Raw genomic sequence first — 19864 nt, forward strand, 5'->3', positions numbered from 1 at the left:
GGGTTTGTGACGATATCACGCCCCGATACAACTAACTTGTCGGAGTGACATTCAGCCAACTGAATGATAGAGTGGGCGGTAGACGGCGACACCCTCCACGTCACCGACGCGGACAACGCCGAGCTGACGGTCACCGGTGACGAACTCGTCGTCGACGGCTCCGGGGAAGACATCCCGCGCCCGGTCGACGACACCATCGTCGTGACGACTGACGAACTCCGGTTCCCGCACGCGGTCGTCTACGCGTTCTCGGTTGGCGTCGAGGACGGTCACGAACTCGACCCCAGCGGCGAGCCCCTCCCGTTGTCCCCCGACGAGTACGTCGTCGATATCGATACGGAGATCAAGTCCTATCTGCGGTTCTCGGGGGCCGCGACGATCGCGAAGACCGACGATTACGAGGAGATCGTCGTCTCCTTCCCCGAGCGAACTCGGGTCATCCTCGGAGTCCGGTGCCGACACGAGTTCCCCGCCGGAACGATCACCGTCCCCGACTCCCCGCCGGCGATCGCGGAGGCCATCACCCACATGGCCGGCTCGCACAAAACCGACGGCCCGGATCGGAGCTATCCGACGCTCCGGGGCCACCCCTCGTTGATCGAACGCGGGACCGAACTCAAGATTCCCGACTGTCTCCGGGTCGCAACCCCTGATCACGGGATCGAACTCGTCGTCCCGCCCGACTACGAGTCGCTGTTCGTCACGGCACCGCTGGCGTACTACTTGCAGGCGACCGTTCGGACGACCGACGAAGTCCTCGGAACCCACACCGGTGCGGCCCCCAACCGACCGCGGCTCCGCATTCCCGACCGGGGGATCGACGTCGAACTCGCCACGATGCCCGACCTCGAGGGCGACGTCGAGCGGCTGCTCCGAAAGACCTTCTTCCTCGATTGCCTCGTTCGCAACGTCGGTCCCTACGGGACGGCCCTCGCGGAACGCAGCCTGCTCGAGGCCCTCGAACTCGACGCCGAGCGCCTGTACGACGCCGATCCGCGGGAGCGTCTCGCCGCGTATCTCGACGTGCCCTACGCGGCGATCAAGCATCGCCTCCCCGACTGGCATCTCTCGACGTACGTCGCGCCCGAGTACGACAGCGTCGAGACCCTGCCGTTCCTGCTCGACCGGCTGAGCATGGTCTACACGCCTCGGACCTCCGAACTCGAGGGCCAGGAGCTCGTCGAGCGCTCGCTCGCGGACTTCTATCGGGGCGGCGATCCCGGCCCGGCGCGGCAGATGCCGTCGGCCAAGTCCAGGGCCAGCGGTGGACAGGTGGCCTCGGTCGACATCGTCAAACCCGACCTCCGTAACGGTCGCACGCACGGCTGGCTCGCCGACGGCGTCCCGATCGACGTCTTCAAATCCGCTCCCGAGGCCTACCACAACCGCCTCGAGTTCCTCGAGCGGGCCAGCGACGCGACCTCGATCTGTGTCGTCCTCAACGACCCGGAGATGGCCGGCGAACACGACGACGTCGCGGCGATCTACCGCCGGCGCTCCGAGGAGTTGTCGATGGACGTCACCGTCGCGGAGTCGCTCGGGACGGCCGAACTCGCCCGTGTCTTCGAGGACGACCACGATTTCGTCCACTACATCGGCCACTGCGAGACCGGCGGCCTGTGCTGTCCCGACGGGACGCTTTCGGCCTCGAGCCTCGATCGCTGTAACGCCCAGACGTTCTTTCTCAACGCCTGTGGCTCCTACTACGAGGGCCGGTCGCTGATCGAGAAAGGCAGTGTCGCCGGCGCGGTTACGTTCACCAAGGTCCTCAACGATCACGCCGTCAAGGTCGGCTCGACGTTCGCCAAACTCCTCGTCCACGGGTTCAGCATCGAGCGCGCGATGGGACTGGCTCGACGACGCATCATGATGGGCAAGGACTACGCCGTCGTCGGCGACGGCACCCACTCGCTGGTCCAGGGCGAACAGCGGCTCCCGACGACCGCGACCCTCGAGGAACTCGAGGACGCAAGCGAGAAGGAGTACCTGCTGACCGTCGACTGTTACTCGACCCGGGCGACCGGCTCCTACTACTTCCCCCACACCGAAACCAACGACTACGCCTACCTCTGTGGGAACGAGTCGAGTTTCACGCTCACGGCGTCGGAACTGGTGACGATGCTCAAAGAAACGGAGGCGTCGGTGATCTACGACGGGGACATCTACTGGTCGACGGAACTGTGGCCCCGCTTCGATCGCTGACTCATACGGTCTCCTGTCCGTCACTGCCGGTGGGACCGCGACCCGCCCTGCGGTCCCACCGGGACAGCAAACCGTATCAGGGTCCGCCGTACGTACTCACGCGCTTTGCTTCGAGGGCCATCGCCGGCGGCGATCGGCCACGAACGGTTCCCACCGTGGTTCGACCCCGTTCGGCCAGCTCGTGAACGACCCGCCACAGCCGATTGCGTGTAACTGCCATACGATACTGTAATACATCGATGCGTGTATATAATTATTGCCGACAGTATTCAACCCCATAATAAGACGCGGTACCGATCGGGCCGGCATCGCGACCACCGCTGCCCCTGCCCCCAGTTCCACCCGGAAGTCGACAACGACCATCCGTATTTCGTCGGCGAACTAACGGGATATGGGACAAAAATTACCGGTTCAGGCGCGCAGCCAACTGTTCTGCTGTGCAAACGGCCACCAAAATTAAGTACCGAGCTATCGATTACTTCTGTATAGGCATGACCTCGAATTTACTTAACCACCAGATTGACGATATCCTCGAATCCGTCCTCGGGGATGTGACCGGGGACGTCTACATGGTCAACCCCTCGCGGGACGCCATCGAGGAGTTCGTCTCCGTCGCGACCGCTTTCGACGACGACCTGCCGTCGGTACACATGCTGGCCGACGAACGTACCCTGAAAGACGTCATGGACGACTTCATCGTCGCCTCGAACGCCGCGGACCTCATCAGCGAGGGGGCACTCGTCCTGCGGACGCTCGAGGAGACGCCCGAGAACTCCTTGCTCGTCAGCGAGGACCGGGTCGTCGCCATCGTCCACGCCGGCGACCGCGTCGGCGGGCTCGTTACCGACGACGAGAGCTTCGTCGCCGATACCTACGACACCTACGCCGACCGCTGGGCCGACGCCAGCGACTTCAACCTCCGGACGCCCCCGATTACGGATGTCCGCGAGACGCTGGCCGACGAGATTAGCCCCGAGGCCGAAGAAGACTTCACCGCAATCTTGGACTCGCTCGAGACCGCCCGCGGCGACGGTGATGGCCTCGACGAGGTCACCATCTCCCTGCTCGTGGCGGCCAAGAACGAAGCGCTGCTGTACGACATCAGCAAGTGGGGCGAGGACGTCGGGATCGCCTCCAAGGCGACGTTCTCCCGGACGAAGACCAAGCTCGAGGACATGGGCCTGATCGACACCGAGAAGGTCCCGATCGACGTCGGCCGGCCGCGCCTCCGACTGAAGATCGGCGACGAGCGCCTCGGCGAGGCCGACAACGGCCAGCTCGCGACGGTCGCACAGTCGATTCTCAACTAGCGAAATTTTGCTCTGCGGTCTATCGCGCTGGCGGCTCTGCCGCCAGCGCGATGTCCCTCGGCAAAATTTCGATCAAAAGCACTCCTCCCTCCGTTCGTTCGTCCTTTCAGTCCTCACTCACATCGGTCGTCGGCCCGCTCGCTCGGCCTTCGGCCTCGCTCGCGGTCGGTATCGGGTAGCGGCCTGCCCTCCCCCGAGTCCCGCGCCCTCACGGTCGTTCGGGCGCGCTCCCGGCCATGTGATTCTGTACGCCCCTCAGTAGCGGACTGGGAGTCAGTTCCGGCGGGGCGTACGGTCGGCAGATACATATCCGCCGTGATTGTAGTGTCGGCCCAGTGTGACGATGGACACCCAGCAGCTCTATGTCGTCGGTCTCGTACTGGGACTGATCGGAAGTCTCGTGACTGTCGTCAGCCTTGTACTCGCTGGGTTCGTGACTACCGCGGTTATCGGGATCGGAGCGACGTTCGCCTTCGCGGTCAGTCTTGAAAACATCTTCTCGAGGACGGATTTCGATCGGGAGCATTCGTTGAGTTACCGCATTGTCAACTGGGGCGGTGCCGTCATCGTGGTCGCTCTCGGTCTCCTGATGCTCACAGTGGGGCTCGTCTCTTTCAGGACGTTCGTGTGACGGGGATTCCGTCATCGGCTGATTGTCACCCTCGTCTGCTGGGACTTTCAGCTACGGCTTGGGACTACCGAACAATCTCTCTAAGATCGAATTCCGTATTCGATCGGTCGGTCGTCGCATGGCGCAAACCCCAAGTCGACGCCGTGAGACGGTTCAAATATGTACGAGGCCGTCCGCGCCCATCCCGACGGGAAGAGTACGGTCGCCCGGGTCGCCAAACGGGCGGCCGACTACGGCTACGAGGGCGTGGTCGTACGCAATCACGACGGGTCGCGTGCGGAGTACGATCCCGAACGGATCGAGTCGGAGTACGGGATCGACATCGTCGCAGGCGTCGAGATCAAAGCCGACGACCCGCAGGGCGCAAGCGGCGCGGTCGGGAACCACCGCTCGTCGGACACCATCGTCGCCGTTCACGGTGGGACGAACCGACTGAACCGCTTCGCCGTCGAACAGCCCAAAGTCGACGTCCTCTCGCATCCGATGCGTGGCGACGGCGACGTCAACCACGTGCTGGTCAAAGCCGCCGTCGAGAACGGCGTCCGTCTCGAGTTCGACCTCTCGGGGGCTCTCAGAGAGAGCGGCGGCCACCGCGTTCGAATCCTCCAGTCGCTGCGAAAACTCCGGGAGATCGTCGCCCACTACGACGCACCTTACGTCGTCAGCGCCGAGCCGACCTCGCACCTCGAGTTACGAGCGCCTCGCGAACTGCAAGCCCTGGGCGAGCAACTCGGCTTCTCGAGCGAGTTCGTCGAAGACGGCCTCGCCGAGTGGGGTCGACTGGCCGAGCGCAACCGCCACGTCCACTCCGAGTCGTTCATTGAGCCGGGGGTCGAACGGGGCAGGTATGAAGAGGACGCTTGAGGAACACGCCGCCCGGTTCGACGAGAAAGCCGGCGAGTACGACGACTCGAAATCGGAGGAGTACCACGCCTGTGCGAACCTCGTCGTCGAACATGCCGCGCCCGCGGCCGACGAGGTCGTCCTCGATCTCGCGACCGGGACCGGTGCGATCGCGCTCGCCATCGCCCCCGACGCCGATCGCGTGGTCGGCCGCGACATCAGCGACGGGATGCTCGAGGAGGCCCGCGAGAAGGCCGCCGACGCCGGACTCGAGAACGTCGAATTCGGCCACGGCACCTTTCGGGAGCCCGACTACGACGGCCCCGTCGACGTCGTGACCTCGAACTTCGCCCTGCATCACCTCTCCGACGAGGAGAAACGGGAGGCGATCGCGGTCATCGCCGACTTAGAGCCCCGGCGGTTCGTCCTCGGGGATGTGATGTTCTTCGGCGAGCCCGACCCCGACGAGCCCTTCTACTCGCCCGAAGTGGACGACCCCGCGACGGTCGGCGTCCTCGCCGATGCCTTCACCGACGCCGGCTTCTCGCTGACCGCGGTCGAGCGCGTCCACGACCAGGTCGGCGTGCTGGTCGCCGAGCGGAGCCCGACGGCGGGCGTCGACGCGGCGACCGAGGAGTCATGAAGCACCTGCCGAAACACCTCCGGCCGCGGTGGCGGTACCTCGCGGTCGAACTCGAGACCTGGCCCGACGAGCGAATCGGCCGGCGGTCGTTCCAGCGCGAGTTGTGGTACGCGGGCCAGAACCTGCTGGGCGATCCGGGCAGCGCCGACGCCGACCTCTCGGTCGTCCGTTACGACTTCGCCGACGGACGAGGGGAGGCGATCGTCAAAGTCCGTCGGGGCGAGACCGACCCCGCTCGGGCGGCGCTGGCCTGTCTCGACGAGGTAGACGGCGCGCCCGTCGGGGTCGCCGTCCGCGGTATCAGTGGCACGATCCGTGCCGCTGAAGAAAACTATTTACGGCGACGCGGGCAAGATTCGGAGGAGAGAAACGTCGTGTTCGGGAACGAAGAGCGAGTCGCCGTCCGCCGGGACAGCGTGGGGGACGTTCGACTCGATGAGGCGTTCGTGGGCGCGACAGACCTCGACTACGATTTAGCGTGATACTATGCAGGGACAAGCCCAACAGCAGGCGTACGACCGCGGCATCACGATCTTCTCGCCCGACGGCCGACTCTACCAGGTCGAGTACGCTCGCGAGGCGGTCAAGCGAGGTACGGCAAGCATCGGCGTTCGAACGCAGGACGGCGTCGTCCTGGCGGTCGACAAACGAGTCCCCTCCCCGCTGCTCGAGGACTCGAGCGTCGAGAAGATCCACAAGGCCGACGACCACATCGGCATCGCCAGCGCGGGCCACGTCGCCGACGCTCGCCAGCTGATCGACTTCGCGCGCCGCCAGACGCAGGTCAACCAGCTGCGCTACGGCCAGCCGATCGGCGTCGAGACGCTGACCAAGGAAGTCACCGATCACATCCAGCAGTACACGCAGGTCGGTGGCGCTCGCCCGTTCGGCGTCGCGCTGATCGTCGGCGGCATCCAGAACGGCGAGCCGCGCCTGTTCGAGACCGACCCCTCGGGGACCCCCTACGAGTGGAAGGCCCTGGCCGTCGGTGCCGATCGGGGCGACCTCCAGTCCTACCTCGAGGAGAACTACGACGAGGAGGCCGACTTGGACGGCGGCATCCAACTCGCGCTGGACGCGCTCGCGTCGGTCAACGACGGCACCCTGCTGCCCAGCGAGGTCGGGCTAGCGACCGTCGACGTCGAGACCGAGACCTTCGAGCAGTTCGATCAGGACCGGATCGCCGACCACCTCGAGGAGAACGACCTCCTCGATACTGGCGAAGACGAACCGGCCGAGGACGACGAGTAACCGACCCGCCGCGGTCCGTTTTCGATGCGTTTTCCAGTGTCGACCGACCCGTCACGAGCGACGCGACAGAGCGCGGACACTGCCGAACGGATCGGAGCCGCGCCGAATCGTGGCCGGATTCGGGGCGCCTATCGGGAAACACTCTTTTCACTGGCGGCGGAACCGTGTGATATGATTTCGCTCGACGAGGCAGTGACGGCGCGACTCGAGTCCCACGGGGCGCGCTTCGAAGTGTTAGTCGACCCGGACGCGGCACTGGAGATCAAACGCGACGAGTTCGACGGCGAGTTGGAGGACGTAATCGCCGCCGAGGACGTCTTCGAGGACGCCTCCCGCGGTGACCGACCCGCGGAGGCCGACCTCGAGAAAGTCTTCGACACCACGGAGCCCCTCGAGATCATCCCCGAGGTCATCAAGGAAGGGGAGATCCAGATCACGGCCGATCAGCGCCGCGAGATGCAAGAACAGAAACGCAGGCAGTTGATCGATACCATCACGCGCAACGCGGTCAACCCGCAGATGGACAACGCGCCCCATCCGCCCGAACGGATCGAAAACGCCCTGGAGGAGGCCGGCGTCACCGTCGATCCGATGGAACCGGTCGAACAACAGGTCGACGACGCCTTGGACGCCCTGCGGCCGGTGATCCCGATCCGGTTCGAGGAGGTCACCGTCGCCGTCAACGTCCCGGCCGACTACGCCGGCAGCGCACAGGCCAAGATCCGCCAGTTCGGCGACTTGGAGCGCGAGGAGTGGCAGTCCGACGGCTCGTGGATCGGGGTCCTGACGTTCCCGGCCGGCATGCAAAACGAGTTCTACGACCTGGTCAACGAACACACCAGCGGCGAGGCCGAAACGGAGATCGTCAAGGACAAAGGCGACCTGAAGACCCGCTGAGCGGGCGAGATACGGTCGGGTTCCCGCCGTGTCGCTACCCTCGCTTGTAGCCGATCAGAAAGCCGCTGGTGAAGCCGACGCCGATCGACAGCGTCGAGACGGCCGACTCGAGCCAACTCCCCGTGCGGTCGCCGGACGAGAGCAATCCAGCGGTGAGGCGCTCGTAGTCGACGGTAACGATCCCTTCGGACTCGAGAAAGCGAAAGGCCATCAGTTCGACGCCGACGATGATCGCGAGCAGCTTTGCGATCTTCTTGGCGGCGTACCCGATGAGGCCCCCGACGAGCGCGCTGGCCCCGAACTCGAGGCCCAGCGTCGTCGGATCGAGAGCTAGCATGTGGGCGTCCATTCGAGTCGGCTCGCATGACTGTTTCGATCAGCGAGGGCGTCGGAACCGGCTTTCGGGCCGGGACAGGCCAGTTCGTAGCGGGAATAGGTCCGCCGAGCGGGCGATCGCGGGACGGCCCCGGGCACGGGATTCAAGACGATCGGTCGCGTACGGGCGAGTATGTGTCACGTCCGCCCGCGCCACGCAACGGAGGTGTTCGGCCGGCATCGTTAGCGTTGCCGGGACCACGCGGCGGTGTCCATACCGCCCTCGAGTTAGTCGTTTCTCGACGGCGACCGTCGGGGCCGACGAGCCGCGCCGCTCGAGCGATCGCGACCGATCACGGCCGCGCCCGGGGACCACACAGCTACCCGCATGAACACGATCATCGCCAAACGCGTCGACTCGGGAGCGCCCGACACGAGCGAAATCCGAGACCTGGCCCGCGCGGCGGGGTATACCGTCGTCGGTGAGGTCACCCAGTCTCGCCGGGCCGATCCGGCGCTCCAGATCGGCGAGGGGAAAGCCGAGGAACTCGCGGCGCTGGTCGAAGAGACCGACGCGGCGACGGTAATCTTCGACAACCGACTGGGCCCCTACCAGACGTACAACCTCGGGCAGCTCCTGCCGGAGGGGGTCGAGGTCATCGACCGCTTTACCCTGATCCTCGAGATCTTCGGGCAACGCGCCCAGACTCGGAAAGCACAACTGCAGGTCGAACTGGCCGAACTCCGGTACGAACTCCCCCGGGCCGAAGCCAAGACTAGCCTCGCCAAGCGCGAGGAACACCCCGGGTTCATGGGGCTTGGCGAGTACGACGAGAGCCGCGAGCAGGACATCAAGGCCCAGATCAGCCGTATCAAAGACGAGTTAGAGCGGATCGAACAGACCGAACAGCAGCGTCGGGAGCGCCGGCGCGATTCGGGGTTCGATCTGGTCGCGCTCGCGGGCTACACCAACGCCGGCAAGTCGACTCTGCTCCGGCAACTCGCGACCGACCTCGCGGTCGAGGAGAACGAGGACCTCCACCGGGATCTGGATCCGACCGCCGAGTCACAGGACAAGCTGTTCACGACGCTCGGGACGACCACCCGACGCGCCGACATCGACCGGCGCGACGTGCTGGTGACCGACACCGTCGGGTTCATCAGCGACCTGCCCCACTGGCTGGTCGAGTCGTTCAAGTCGACGCTCGATTCGGTCTACCGGGCGGATCTCGTCTTGCTTGTCGTCGACGTCAGCGAACCGATCGACGAGATCCACGAGAAGCTCGTCACCTCCCACGATACCCTCTACGAGCGCAACGAGGCCCCGATCGTGACCGTGCTGAACAAGATCGACCAGGTCGACGACGCGGAACTCGCCGAGAAGCGCGAGGCGCTGTCCTCGCTCGCGCCGAACCCGGTCACGGTCAGCGCCAAGGAGGGGTTGAACGTCGACGGCCTGCTCGAGCGCATCGAGCGTGAACTGCCCGACTGGGAGGCCGAGCGATTGCTGTTGCCGATGACCGACGACACGATGAGCGTCGTCTCGTGGCTCCACGACAACGCCCACGTCAACGAGGTCACCTACGGCGACGAGGACGTCGTCGTCTCCTTCGAGGCCCGTCCCGCGGTGATCTCGCAGGCGCGCTCGCGTGCGAGCGAGTTACGGACGACCGCGGCCGAGTCCGCCTGACCGACGGGGTTCGACAGCATCGGACATGCGGGCCACGGCGGTGGCATCGATTCGATCGGAGAGGGGGAACGTTATGTCGCTCGAGTGCCACCGCACGGTCGATCTCGAATGGCGGACGATGCGTCACGAGGCGACGATCCACGGGCCTTCTACGACGAGTATGGGACCCGTGAGTGGGACCGTCTGGAGGGCCGACTCGACGGCCGGCTAGAGTACACTCGGACGATCGAAACCCTCGAGGAACACCTCCCGCCGTCGGGCCGCGTACTCGACGCGGGCGGCGGCGCGGGACGGTACAGCATCTGGCTGGCCGAACACGGATACGACGTGACGATGGTCGATCTCAGCCCCGGACAACTGGCCGTTGCTCGAGACCGGATTCGCGAGCGCGGCGTCGAATCCCGAATCGAACTCGCTCAAGGGTCGATCACGGATCTCGGACTTGCCGCGGACGCGTTCGACGCCACGTGCTGTCTCGGCGGTCCGCTGTCCCACGTCATCGACGAGGCGGAGCGAGCGCGGGCCGTCCGGGAACTGCAGCGCGTTACTCGGCCCGACGCCCCGGTGTTTGCGTCCGTCATGGGCCTGCTCGGCGCCGTTCAACTGTATCTCGTTACCGGTCACAATCTCGAGGCACTCCCCGACCTCCTCGAACACGGCGACTACACGTCACGGCTGGTCGACGCGTACAGCTACGAGAACGAGTTCACCGCGACGCATTTCTTTCGGCGGGCGGAACTGGAATCGCTCCTGTCCCGGAACGGGCTCTCCGTCGTCACCACGACGGGGCTGGAAGGCCTCGCGTCGCCGCTGCACGACGACCGGCTCAGGAGTGCCCTCGAGGACGCCTCCGACGAGGAACTGGCGGCGCTCGAGCGGACGGTTGGGCGGACCGGCGACGATCCGGTCGTAACGGATCTCTCCGTCCACATGCTTGCCGTCGCCGAGGCGTAACCCGGTCGAGTCCCCCGCGACTCCCGGTACCATCCCGACTTCCAATCGTTGACACGAACCCCACCTTATAAATCCCTCACTCGAGTCCAGTAAGATATGGAACCGGTTGCAATCATCGGCGCCTCGATGACCCAGTTCGGGCAACGCGAGGGGGAGTGGATCCAAGACCTCCTCGCGGAGGCCGGGATCGAGTGTCTCGAGGACGCGGGTGTCGACGCCGACGACGTCGAACACCTGTACGTCTCGAACATGGCAAGCGGCGAGTTCGAAGGCCAGACCGGCGTGCCAAACGCCCTGGCCCACGACCTCGACGCGATGCCGGCGTACACGCAACGAGTGGATCAGACCAGCTCGAGCGGCGGTGCGGGGATCTACGCGGCCTGGCAGTCGGTCGCCAGCGGGGCCAGCGACATGACCCTGCTCGTCGGCGGCGAGAAGATGACCCACAAGACCACGGGGGAGGCCACCGACGTCATCGCGTCGCTGACCCATCCCGCGGAGTACAAACACGGCGTCACGCTGCCATCCTTCGCGGGGCTGACGGCGCGACACTACTTAGAGCGGTTCGACGCGCCCCGCGAGAGCCTCGCGAAGGTGGCGGTCAAGAACCACAAAAACGGCGTCGACAACCCGAACGCGCAGTTTCAAAAGGAGATCGACGTGGAGACGGCCCTCGAGTCGCCGATCGTCGCCGACCCGCTGCGGCTGTACGACTTCTGTCCGATCACGGACGGCTCGGCGGCGCTGATGCTCTGTCCCGAGTCCGTCGCCAAGGAGTACACCGACAACTACGCCCTCATCACGGGAATCGACGGCGCGACGGACACCCACGTCGTCCACGAGCGCGAGGACCCCACCGTCATGGGCGGGGTCGTCGAGAGCGGCAACGGGGCCTACGAGATGAGCGGTCGCGGACCGGAAGACATCGACGTCGCGGAACTCCACGACATGTTCACGATCCTCGAGTTCCTCCAGATGGAGGGGCTGGGCTTCGCCGAGCAGGGCGAGGCCTGGAAACGCGTGGAAGCGGGGGACACCGAGCGCGACACCGGTGACCTCCCGATCAACACCTCCGGCGGGCTCAAATCGAAGGGCCATCCGCTCGGAGCCAGCGGCGTAGCACAGGGCGTCGAGATCTACGAACAGGTCGTCGGCGAGGCCGGCCCCCGACAGGTCGACGCGGACGTGGGGCTGTGCTGTAACGTCGGCGGCTTCGGCAACTGCGTCATCACCACCATCATGGAGGCAGCACAATGACGATGGACGCGACCCGCTACGACGACGGCTCGATCACCTACCCCGGCCACCCGCGCGGACCGGGCGGCTCGGAGCCGGTCGAAACGATCGACCTCAGCGAGTACACCGCCGAGGTCGTGACCTGGACGACCAGTACCGCGACGCCGCCGGGCGTCCGCGAACCCAACACGCTCGCGATCGTCGAGTTCGAGGTAGATGGCGAGACGGTCCGCGCGATCGGCCAGGCGACGACCGACGACCTCGAGACCGGCGACGAGGTCCGGCCGGTCCACGTCGACGAACTCCGCGAACCCGGCGCGGGCATCAGAGAGCCCGAGAGCCAGTCGTGGGACGGCTACCGGTTCGAACCGGTCTAATTCGCCAGTAGCGCGGGTTCGTTTTTCCGAACACGGAGCCATCCCGATCATCCAGCGTGCGGTGGCGCGCGCTGTCGACTGACCGAACGACGGTGAGGGCAGTCGACGACACTGTGCGAGGGACGAGTGAGCGACTGGAATGAGCGAACGAGTCGGCTGGGGAGGGTGTGGCAACTCCCCGTTGCCACGATAGCAGAACACTTCTTCTCCCCATTCATGGCGGGCGGTCCCGTGGAAAAACGCGTCCGCAAATTCCGCCCTCAGTTCTCGTCGCTCGAGCCGTCGGCCGTTCCGTCGGCGTTTTCGCCCCCGCTCGGGCCGTCGTCCCCGCCGTCGCTCGAGGAGCCGTCAGTCCCGTCCGACGCGTCCGAATCACCGTCGCTCGAGTCGCCCTCGCCGTACTGATCCCGCAGCGTCTCGAGTTCGGCGTCGACGTCGACGGCGGGGTCCGGGTCGCCGTCGGTGCCGTCCCGACCACCGTCGTCCAGCGGCCCTTCTTCGATATCGATCGTGACGCCGCCCGCACCGTCCGATCGGTCCCGATCGGCCGCCTCCGGGTCCGTCTCCGCGGCCGCCCGAAGTCGGCTGTCGACGTCGTCGCGGAGGTCGCGGGCCTCCGCGAGGAGGTCACGGGCCTCGTCGTCAGCAGGCAACTGCCCCGACGAGGCGGCCCGCTGGAGTTCCGAGAGAACGGTATCGAGGCTGGACAGCGTCGTCTGGCGGAGCCGATCCGCCTGCTCGCCGGTCGACGCGGCGGCCGTCTCGGTCCGATCCCGGACCGCCCGCTCAGCGCGGACGACTTGCAGCCCGCGCTGGAACGCCTCGAGCGCGCGGACGCTGGTCTCGAGGACGGCCAGCGCCGCGGGGATCGCGACCTCGTCGGTCACGCGCAACAGCTCCCGCGGCGTCGGCGGCCGAAGCCGCGGCCGGCGCGGACCCGATTCATCCAGTTCCGCTCGGAGCGCGTCGATGGTCCGCGTCAGTTCGCGAACGGCATCGACGAGTTCGTCCTCGTGGTCGGCCATACGATACCTACGGCCGCCAACACGAAAAGTCGGGCGGTCGCCCACCGCTCGAGTGAACCCGTTTGTTGGCACCGGAACGCCACCGCGTGCTGCTCGCGTCGGTTTCGGCTCGGAAGCATCGACGAGGGCGCGGGAGCGCCCGATGGGTAGCGTCGTCGAACGGACTGTCTCTTTGGCCAACAGCAGCTAACGCGAACCGCGACGGGACGAGAACGACCGACGGTGTGACGGCGCGACGACGCCATCGACGATCCAAGCGTTTTTAGCTACCCTGCCCCCTCTACCCGGTGTGCGAATCGAGAACAGTTTCATTCCCGTTCACGGCGTCGGAGAGACCACCGAGCGCCGGCTCTGGGAGAACGGTGTGACCCACTGGGACGAGTTCGACGGCAGCGTCGTCGGCTCGACGCTCGCGGCACGGATCGAGACGTTCATCGAGGAGGGCCGGGCCCACCTCGAGCGGGGCGACGTCTCGCCGTTCGCCGAAGCGCTGCCGGCCGCGAGCCGCTGGCGCTGTTACGAGAACGTCAGCGACGAGACCTGCTTTCTGGACATCGAGACGACCGGCCTCGACGCCTCCTGTGAGGACGTGACGACCGTCAGCCTCTATCGGGGCGGCGAGACGAAGACCTTCGTCAAGGACCGCGATCTCACGGCCGCCCGCCTCGAGCGGGAACTCGACGAATCGGCCCTGCTGGTCACGTTCAACGGCCAGCGGTTCGACGTCCCCTTCCTCGAGACGTGTTTCGACGTCTCGGTCGATGTCCCCCACGTCGATCTCATGTACCCCTGCAAGAAGCTGGGGCTGGACGGCGGGCTGAAGGCGATCGAACGCGAGATCGGCATCGACCGCGACATGCCGGAGCTGAGCGGCCGCGACGCCGTCCGTCTCTGGCACGAGTACGAAAGTGGCGACGAGGGGTCCCTCGAGACGCTCGTCGAGTACAACCGGGCCGACACCCGCAACATGGAACCGCTGATGGAACACGTCGCCGACCGGCTCCACGAGGACGTCTTCGAGGCGGCAACGGCCGGCGACTGACAGCGATCGCGGTCCGCTCGCATCTCGAGGCCGCCGGCCGCGAGTGACCAGCTATACGGTACCCCCGCTCCTACGCGTTCGCCGATGGCCGACTACAGCTACGAGACCGAGATCGACGTCCGGCTCCGCGACATCGACTTCATGGGCCACGTCAACAACGCGGTCTACGCGACCTACCTCGAGCAGGCCCGGGAGGCCTACTTCCGGGACGTCCTCGATATCTCGCTCGAGGAAACGACGACCGTCCTCGTGAGCCTCGAGATCGAGTACGAGCGACCGATCGAGGCCGACGAGACGGTCACCGTCGCGCTTTCCGTGTCGGAACTGGGCGAGGCGAGCCTGCCGATGACCTACGAGGTCCGCGCCGACGGAGAGCGGGCGGCGACGGCCCGGACCGTCCAGGTGCTGGCCGATCCGGACGGAGACGGCTCGCGGCCGATTCCCGCCGAGTGGCGGCGCCGAATCGAGAGTCAGCGGGAGTAAGCCGTTACTCGAGGTCCGTCTCGGGGTCGGAGACTTCTATTTCGCCGTCGCTGCCGACGACCACGTGATAGCCACAGAAGGGGAATTCGACGCGGCCGGTCGGCCGCTGTGTGCCGTTCGTGCGGGTCGCAAACAGTGCATCGAGCGCCTCCGGGTTGACGACATCGTAGAGTGCCTCGTACTCGGGCGGTTCGAGATCTACCGGATCGATGCCTTCCCGCTCGGCGACAGCGGCGATAATGTCGAAACAAACTGATTGACCGGCTGTCGCGTCGGAGCGATCGACTGAGAGTAGCATTGGCCGGACTCTTACTTCGATCGGATATAAATCCTCTGGCCCGAGCCTGAATTGAATAGACAGGTCAGTTCAATAGCAGCCACTTCAGTACTCTGGTGTATTTGTTGGAGGCTAATTTATGGATGGTTCTACTATACTCAACAAATCTAAAACTATTCAAGGGTCGACAGTAACAGGGAAATAACCGGTTATACCACCGATAACGGCACCTCAGTGAAAACGGACGGCCGACGACGAATCGAGGGGTACATGTTCGGGAAACCGTACTGGGTGGTTCGGGCAGTAGGAACGAGTACGATGAATCCCTTCTCGAGCGGGCGATCGGCGGACGACGGCGACGGGTTCGACGACCCCGAGGAGTTCGTTCCGGAACACCTCCCGGAACCGGGACGGTTCCTCGAGGGTCACGACCTCCTCGAAAGAGAGGATCACGTCGCCTTCCACGATATCTCGCGGGAACTGTTCGAGGAACGGGGCGTCTACGACGCGACGTTCGGCTACAACCTCGCGCGACTCAACCTCGACCAGCGCCATCCCGACGCCGGCTACCGGTACGCGGTCGACGCCGACGACCCGACGGTCCTGCGGGCGGAGTTCAGTCCGACCACGGAGTTCTGTCCCCAGGCCGACGCCCTGGTCAAGGGGTCGTTCCGCGCGTGGAACGGCCTCAGCGAACGCCACGAGTACGATCTCGTCCGAGTACGCGTCCGCGAGAGCCATCACCAATCCGATACCCTGAACGACGCGCTGGCTACCCTCGAGGATACCTACCTCGAGTCGGGCGAGATGCCAAGCGAACCCGATGGGCCGGCCGTACCGAGTCCGACCACCGCCGACGGGGACGAGGACGACTCGAGCGTCCAGTCGCCCTTCTGAGGATCGATGGGCGCGTCCGGGACCGCGGCGGCGACGGTCACGCGGTGGTCGCGGACGTTCGTCGCGGTCGGCGTCGGCTTCTTTCTCGCGTGGCAAGTCGCCGTCGCAGCCGGTCTCCCGAGGGCGGCGACGGTCCCGCTCGGCGTGTATGGATTCGTCTTCCACGTCGTCTTCGGGAAGGCCTACACCCTCGTCCCGTCCTATTTCGCACGGGAGTTGGCAGTCCCGCTGGCACCCGCGATCCACCTGCCGTTCGCGCTGCTTGGCACGCTCGGGTCGGTTGCCGCCGGTGCCGGACGCGGGCCGGCTATGGTCGGTCCCGTGGCCGCGATCTGCTGGTTCGCCGGCGTGATCGTCTTCGTCGCCGCGATCGGCTGGACCGTCCGCGACAACCCGACGGGACGGGAGACCGGTACCGGCGACACCGACGCCCACCGCCGGCGGGTCGACCGGCTCGCGAACGCCGCCGTCCCCGTCGTCGTCGCCTATCTGCTCGCCGGATCGGCGCTGGAGATGGCGCGGGCGTTCGGCCTCGAGCCGACGATCGCCCCCGCTGCCGGCCCGGCAACGACCCACCTGTTCGCGGCGGGAACGGCTGCTCTCCTCGTGTTTGCGATCGGGTTTCGCTTGCTGCCGCGGCTGCTGGTCGCCGATGTCCACCCGGCGCTCGCGGCCGTCGTCTTGACTGGCGGCGGCGTCGGCCCCGTGCTGCTCGCCGTCGACTTCCGCAGCGGACCGGTCTTCTCGCTCGGGGCCGGCCTCGAGGCGGTCGCGCTGGTGGGCTTCGCGGCCGCCGTCACCGATCTCTCCCGACAGAGCGACCGCGACCGTGTCGGAAGCCGTGCGCTGCTGGGGGCCGCCGGCTGTGCCGGGGCCGTTGCCCTACTGGGGCTCGGGTTCGCGTTCGCGTCCGCTGGGCTCCTTCCGGCGACCGCATACACAGCTCACTACCGGCTCGCCGTCGGCGGCTTCCTCGCGCTGACGATCGTCGGCGTCAGCTACCGCTTCTATCCGCCCGCGGTCGCCTCGGCGTCCGGGATCGGCGACCGCACCGCGCGGGTCTCGATCGCGGCCCTGCTCGGCGGCCTCGCGCTCGAGGTCGCGGGCCTGCTCGGATCCGTGCCCGCGCTCGTCGGCCCCGGCCGGTGGCTCTCGGTCCTCGGCGCGGCCCTCTACGCCGCGGTCTGCTGGACGATCTTCCTCGAGCGGTCCGCGCTGACCGGCTGACGGGACGGCCGTGCGGTATCGAACGAGGAGAGCAAGTCGGGTCGCGGCTCGGTCGCATCGCGCCGTGACGTTTTAGGTCCCGGACGAGACGTATCGGACGATGGCTACCGAGGCTTCCTTTACCGTTCCGGCGGACGAGTTCCCGCTGGGGACGGTGTTCGAACGGTTGCCGGACGTGACGGTCGAACTCGAGCGGATCATCCCCGCTCGAGACGTCGTGATCCCCTACTTCTGGGTTCGCGGAACGGAGATCGACGACATCGAGAGCGCGTTCACGAACCATCCGGGCGTAGAGCGAATCCGGTTCGTCGACTCCGTCGAGGACGAGTATCTGTTGCGCGTCGAATGGGCGGTTGATTACGACGACGTGTTGACGGTCCTGACGGACACGGAGATCGCGCTCATCGAAGCCGTCGGAACGAACGTACAGTGGACCTTCGAGATCCGAGGCGACGACCGGAGCGACATCGCGGCGTTTCAGTCCCGCTGTCGGGAGTTGGGCATCCCGATCACGTTGACGGGACTGAACGCGCTCACGCCGGTCGAAACGGCCACCGAGGCGGCCGTGACCGAGACCCAGCAGGAGGCGCTGGAACTGGCCTACGAGCGGGGCTATTTCGAATCGCCGCGCGAAGTGACGATGGAAGAGATCGGCGACGAACTCGGGATCACACAGCAGGCCGTCGCGTCCCGTCTCCGGCGGGGCATCAACCACGTTCTCGGCAACACGCTCTCCGACGTTTCGGCCGATCGCCGAGAGAGTCCTTAAAAGGGTTTTGAATACTAAAAAGTGAACGTGAAGCCCGAAGGCATGCTGAAACACGCGTAATGAGCAAGAAGCCGATCGCGTTCGAAACGGTACTCGACCTCTGTCGGAATCGGCGCCGCCGCGTCGTCCTCGCAGTACTCGACGGGGAGCGGCGGCCGTTGACGGTGAACGATCTCAGGCGGACGGTCCTCACTCAAACCCATCAGACGTCAGTTACCGACGTTTCCGACGGTGTGTTAACCGAAATTCGACTCTCGCTCCGTCACACGCACATTCCGAAGTTGGAATCCGAAGGCGTGATCGAGTACGACTCGGAGCGAAAGCTCGTGCGACCGACGGACCGGTTCGACCGGCTACAGCCCCAGCTGTCCGCGATCCTCGGTGCCGATCCCGAACTCGAGGACGGAATCGAACTCCGGATTTGAACGGGAGATCCGCTGCCCGAACGGTGCGATGGGTGCCGCTCGAGCGGGGCGATTTTGCCCGTCGTTTCGACCGGCGGGCCGTCGCGTCGCGGACCGTTACTCCCGGTTCTCCGCCCGCGCCTCGAGCCAGCGGACCGCCGGCGTCGCGGTGATCCCGTGGACGACGACCGAGACGAGGACGACGGCCCCCACGAGCGCCCACAGGCGGTCGGCGTCGGGGAACGCGGCGTGGTTCAGCGCGTAGGCGAGGTAGTAAAAGGAGCCGATCCCGCGGACGCCGAAGAAGGCGATCGTCGCCCGCTCGGCCGGGTCGCGATCGAACCCGAGGAAGCCGATCAGCCCCGCCAACGGCCGGACGAGAAAGACGATCGCGACGACCGCAACGACCGCCTCGAGGGTGAGCGGTTCCAGCAATCCGCCGACGATCGCGCCGCCGAAAAAGAGCATGATCAGCGCCATCATCACCTGTTCGGCGAACTCGCTGACCTCGTGGAGCGACCGGTTGTAGTCGTGGGAGCGCTCGTAGTGGCGGACCATCAGGGCAGCTACGAAAACGGCGATGAAGCCGTAGCCGCCGACGAGTTCGGTCGCGCCGTAGACCGCCAGCGTGCCCGCGATCGCCTCGAGCCCCTGTACCGATTTGGCGACCGGCGTGTCAGGCTCGGTGGCGAAGACGAGGCGAGCAGTCAGAGCGCCGGGGACGATCCCGGCGATCACGCCGACGACGATCCGGTAGCCCACGTCGACCAGCAGCCACTCGCCGATCCAGTTGCCGGGCGCGAGTCCGACGAGCGCGGCGGCGATCGCGAGGTTCGTGAAGGGGAAGGCGAGCCCGTCGTTCAGCCCGGCCTCGGAGGTGAGCGCGAACCGGACCTCGTCTTCCATCCCCGCCTTTTCGTCGGCCGACTTCGCCTCGGTGCCCATCCCCGGCCCGCGGACCTGCACCTCCGAGGCCAACACGGGATCCGTCGGGGCGATACAGGCCCCGAGCAGGACCGCGGCCGGAACGGCGAAGCCGAGCCACCGGCCCAGCAGCGCCGCGCCGGCGATCGACAGCGGCATCGTGACCGCCAGCAACCGCCAGGTCGAGGCCCACTCGCGCAGTCCGGGGACGCGGTCGATCTTCAGTCCGACGCCCATCAGGGCGACGATGACGCCGATCTCCGCGAGGTGTTCGGTCGTCGTCCCCTGCTCGAGGGGGTCCGGCGCTGGCAGACCGATCGGCAGCCCGAACGCGAGCATTCCGAACGCCACGAAGAAGATCGGCAGCGAGATCGCTCGGTCGGAGACAAACCGGGGAAGGACGGCGACGCCGAACAGCGCGACCCCGATCACGACGTGGCCGACGGTGTACAGCTCGAGGGCCATCC

At 66.2% G+C, this 19864-nt stretch carries 23 protein-coding genes; 18 read left to right on the plus strand and 5 right to left on the minus strand.

Annotation, left to right across the window (positions count from 1 at the left end; genetic code table 11):
• Nucleotides 1-63 precede the first annotated feature (63 nt).
• Nucleotides 64-2202, plus strand: a complete 2139-nt coding sequence (locus tag ACERIM_RS00505) for a hypothetical protein (protein ID WP_373630693.1) — start codon at nt 64-66, stop codon at nt 2200-2202.
• A gap of 76 nt (nt 2203-2278) precedes the next feature.
• On the opposite strand, the gene ACERIM_RS00510 is transcribed toward ACERIM_RS00505, so the two are convergent.
• Nucleotides 2279-2422, minus strand: coding sequence for a hypothetical protein (locus ACERIM_RS00510; protein WP_172704529.1), 144 nt, complete (start codon nt 2420-2422; stop codon nt 2279-2281).
• A 271-nt stretch (nt 2423-2693) separates the two neighbouring features.
• Between ACERIM_RS00510 and tbsP the strand changes: the two genes are divergently transcribed.
• The 7 genes from tbsP to ACERIM_RS00545 all read left to right on the plus strand — a co-directional run bounded on the left by tbsP (nt 2694) and on the right by ACERIM_RS00545 (nt 7777).
• A complete protein-coding gene (tbsP, locus tag ACERIM_RS00515) occupies nt 2694-3512 on the plus strand; it encodes a transcriptional regulator TbsP (RefSeq protein WP_373630694.1) in 819 nt (272 codons plus the stop codon).
• Nucleotides 3513-3855: 343 nt separating this feature from the next.
• Nucleotides 3856-4143, plus strand: coding sequence for a hypothetical protein (locus ACERIM_RS00520; protein ID WP_049964381.1), 288 nt, complete (start codon nt 3856-3858; stop codon nt 4141-4143).
• A 159-nt stretch (nt 4144-4302) separates the two neighbouring features.
• Entirely contained in the window at nt 4303-5007 is a 705-nt protein-coding gene (locus tag ACERIM_RS00525; protein ID WP_373630695.1) for an RNase P subunit p30 family protein, read from the plus strand.
• Nucleotides 4991-5629: a class I SAM-dependent methyltransferase gene (locus ACERIM_RS00530; RefSeq protein ID WP_373630696.1), complete on the plus strand. Its 639-nt coding sequence runs from the start codon at nt 4991-4993 to the stop codon at nt 5627-5629. The genes ACERIM_RS00525 and ACERIM_RS00530 overlap by 17 nt, the downstream gene beginning before the upstream one ends.
• Entirely contained in the window at nt 5626-6111 is a 486-nt protein-coding gene (locus ACERIM_RS00535; protein WP_006648885.1) for an Rpp14/Pop5 family protein, read from the plus strand. Before ACERIM_RS00530 ends, ACERIM_RS00535 begins: the two co-directional genes overlap by 4 nt.
• Before the next feature lie 4 nt (nt 6112-6115).
• Nucleotides 6116-6880 carry an archaeal proteasome endopeptidase complex subunit alpha gene (gene psmA / locus ACERIM_RS00540; protein WP_373630697.1) on the plus strand — a complete coding sequence of 255 codons (765 nt, stop codon included), beginning with the start codon at nt 6116-6118 and terminating at the stop codon, nt 6878-6880.
• Nucleotides 6881-7051: 171 nt separating this feature from the next.
• Nucleotides 7052-7777, plus strand: coding sequence for a ribosome assembly factor SBDS (locus ACERIM_RS00545; RefSeq protein WP_006181709.1), 726 nt, complete (start codon nt 7052-7054; stop codon nt 7775-7777).
• 34 nt (nt 7778-7811) lie between these two features.
• On the opposite strand, the gene ACERIM_RS00550 is transcribed toward ACERIM_RS00545, so the two are convergent.
• Nucleotides 7812-8126: an FUN14 domain-containing protein gene (locus ACERIM_RS00550; protein WP_373630698.1), complete on the minus strand. Its 315-nt coding sequence runs from the start codon at nt 8124-8126 to the stop codon at nt 7812-7814.
• 354 nt (nt 8127-8480) lie between these two features.
• Here ACERIM_RS00550 and hflX point away from each other — a divergent pair, with 354 nt between their 5' ends.
• The 4 genes from hflX to ACERIM_RS00570 all read left to right on the plus strand — a co-directional run bounded on the left by hflX (nt 8481) and on the right by ACERIM_RS00570 (nt 12349).
• On the plus strand, nt 8481-9782 hold the full coding sequence (gene hflX / locus ACERIM_RS00555; RefSeq protein ID WP_373630699.1) for a GTPase HflX: 1302 nt from the start codon (nt 8481-8483) through the stop codon (nt 9780-9782).
• A 108-nt stretch (nt 9783-9890) separates the two neighbouring features.
• Entirely contained in the window at nt 9891-10736 is an 846-nt protein-coding gene (locus ACERIM_RS00560; RefSeq protein WP_373630700.1) for a class I SAM-dependent methyltransferase, read from the plus strand.
• A gap of 96 nt (nt 10737-10832) precedes the next feature.
• Complete coding sequence (locus ACERIM_RS00565) at nt 10833-11993, plus strand: thiolase family protein (protein WP_373630701.1); 1161 nt, start codon at nt 10833-10835, stop codon at nt 11991-11993.
• Nucleotides 11990-12349, plus strand: coding sequence for a hypothetical protein (locus ACERIM_RS00570; RefSeq protein WP_006648890.1), 360 nt, complete (start codon nt 11990-11992; stop codon nt 12347-12349). The genes ACERIM_RS00565 and ACERIM_RS00570 overlap by 4 nt, the downstream gene beginning before the upstream one ends.
• Nucleotides 12350-12609: 260 nt before the next feature.
• Here ACERIM_RS00570 and ACERIM_RS00575 read toward each other — a convergent pair whose 3' ends face one another.
• Nucleotides 12610-13374, minus strand: coding sequence for a hypothetical protein (locus tag ACERIM_RS00575; RefSeq protein ID WP_373630702.1), 765 nt, complete (start codon nt 13372-13374; stop codon nt 12610-12612).
• A 289-nt stretch (nt 13375-13663) separates the two neighbouring features.
• Between ACERIM_RS00575 and ACERIM_RS00580 the strand changes: the two genes are divergently transcribed.
• Nucleotides 13664-14416, plus strand: coding sequence for a ribonuclease H-like domain-containing protein (locus tag ACERIM_RS00580; protein WP_373630703.1), 753 nt, complete (start codon nt 13664-13666; stop codon nt 14414-14416).
• A gap of 84 nt (nt 14417-14500) precedes the next feature.
• Complete coding sequence (locus ACERIM_RS00585; RefSeq protein ID WP_006648894.1) at nt 14501-14899, plus strand: thioesterase family protein; 399 nt, start codon at nt 14501-14503, stop codon at nt 14897-14899.
• A 4-nt stretch (nt 14900-14903) separates the two neighbouring features.
• On the opposite strand, the gene ACERIM_RS00590 is transcribed toward ACERIM_RS00585, so the two are convergent.
• Nucleotides 14904-15197: a HalOD1 output domain-containing protein gene (locus tag ACERIM_RS00590; RefSeq protein ID WP_373630704.1), complete on the minus strand. Its 294-nt coding sequence runs from the start codon at nt 15195-15197 to the stop codon at nt 14904-14906.
• A gap of 249 nt (nt 15198-15446) precedes the next feature.
• Here ACERIM_RS00590 and ACERIM_RS00595 point away from each other — a divergent pair, with 249 nt between their 5' ends.
• From ACERIM_RS00595 to ACERIM_RS00610, 4 genes are all read left to right on the plus strand, one after another.
• Nucleotides 15447-16073 (plus strand): hypothetical protein, encoded by a 627-nt coding sequence (locus ACERIM_RS00595; RefSeq protein ID WP_373630707.1) that lies wholly within the window; start codon nt 15447-15449, stop codon nt 16071-16073.
• Nucleotides 16074-16079: 6 nt separating this feature from the next.
• Complete coding sequence (locus tag ACERIM_RS00600; RefSeq protein ID WP_373630709.1) at nt 16080-17300, plus strand: hypothetical protein; 1221 nt, start codon at nt 16080-16082, stop codon at nt 17298-17300.
• A 100-nt stretch (nt 17301-17400) separates the two neighbouring features.
• Nucleotides 17401-18069 carry a helix-turn-helix domain-containing protein gene (locus ACERIM_RS00605; RefSeq protein WP_373630710.1) on the plus strand — a complete coding sequence of 223 codons (669 nt, stop codon included), beginning with the start codon at nt 17401-17403 and terminating at the stop codon, nt 18067-18069.
• A 59-nt stretch (nt 18070-18128) separates the two neighbouring features.
• Nucleotides 18129-18494 carry a hypothetical protein gene (locus tag ACERIM_RS00610; protein WP_049964396.1) on the plus strand — a complete coding sequence of 122 codons (366 nt, stop codon included), beginning with the start codon at nt 18129-18131 and terminating at the stop codon, nt 18492-18494.
• 96 nt (nt 18495-18590) lie between these two features.
• Here ACERIM_RS00610 and ACERIM_RS00615 read toward each other — a convergent pair whose 3' ends face one another.
• On the minus strand, nt 18591-19862 hold the full coding sequence (locus ACERIM_RS00615) for a cation:proton antiporter (RefSeq protein WP_373630712.1): 1272 nt from the start codon (nt 19860-19862) through the stop codon (nt 18591-18593).
• Nucleotides 19863-19864 lie beyond the last annotated feature (2 nt).

This window comes from Natrinema sp. H-ect1 (assembly GCF_041821105.1).
Classification (GTDB): Archaea; Halobacteriota; Halobacteria; order Halobacteriales; family Natrialbaceae; genus Natrinema; species Natrinema thermotolerans.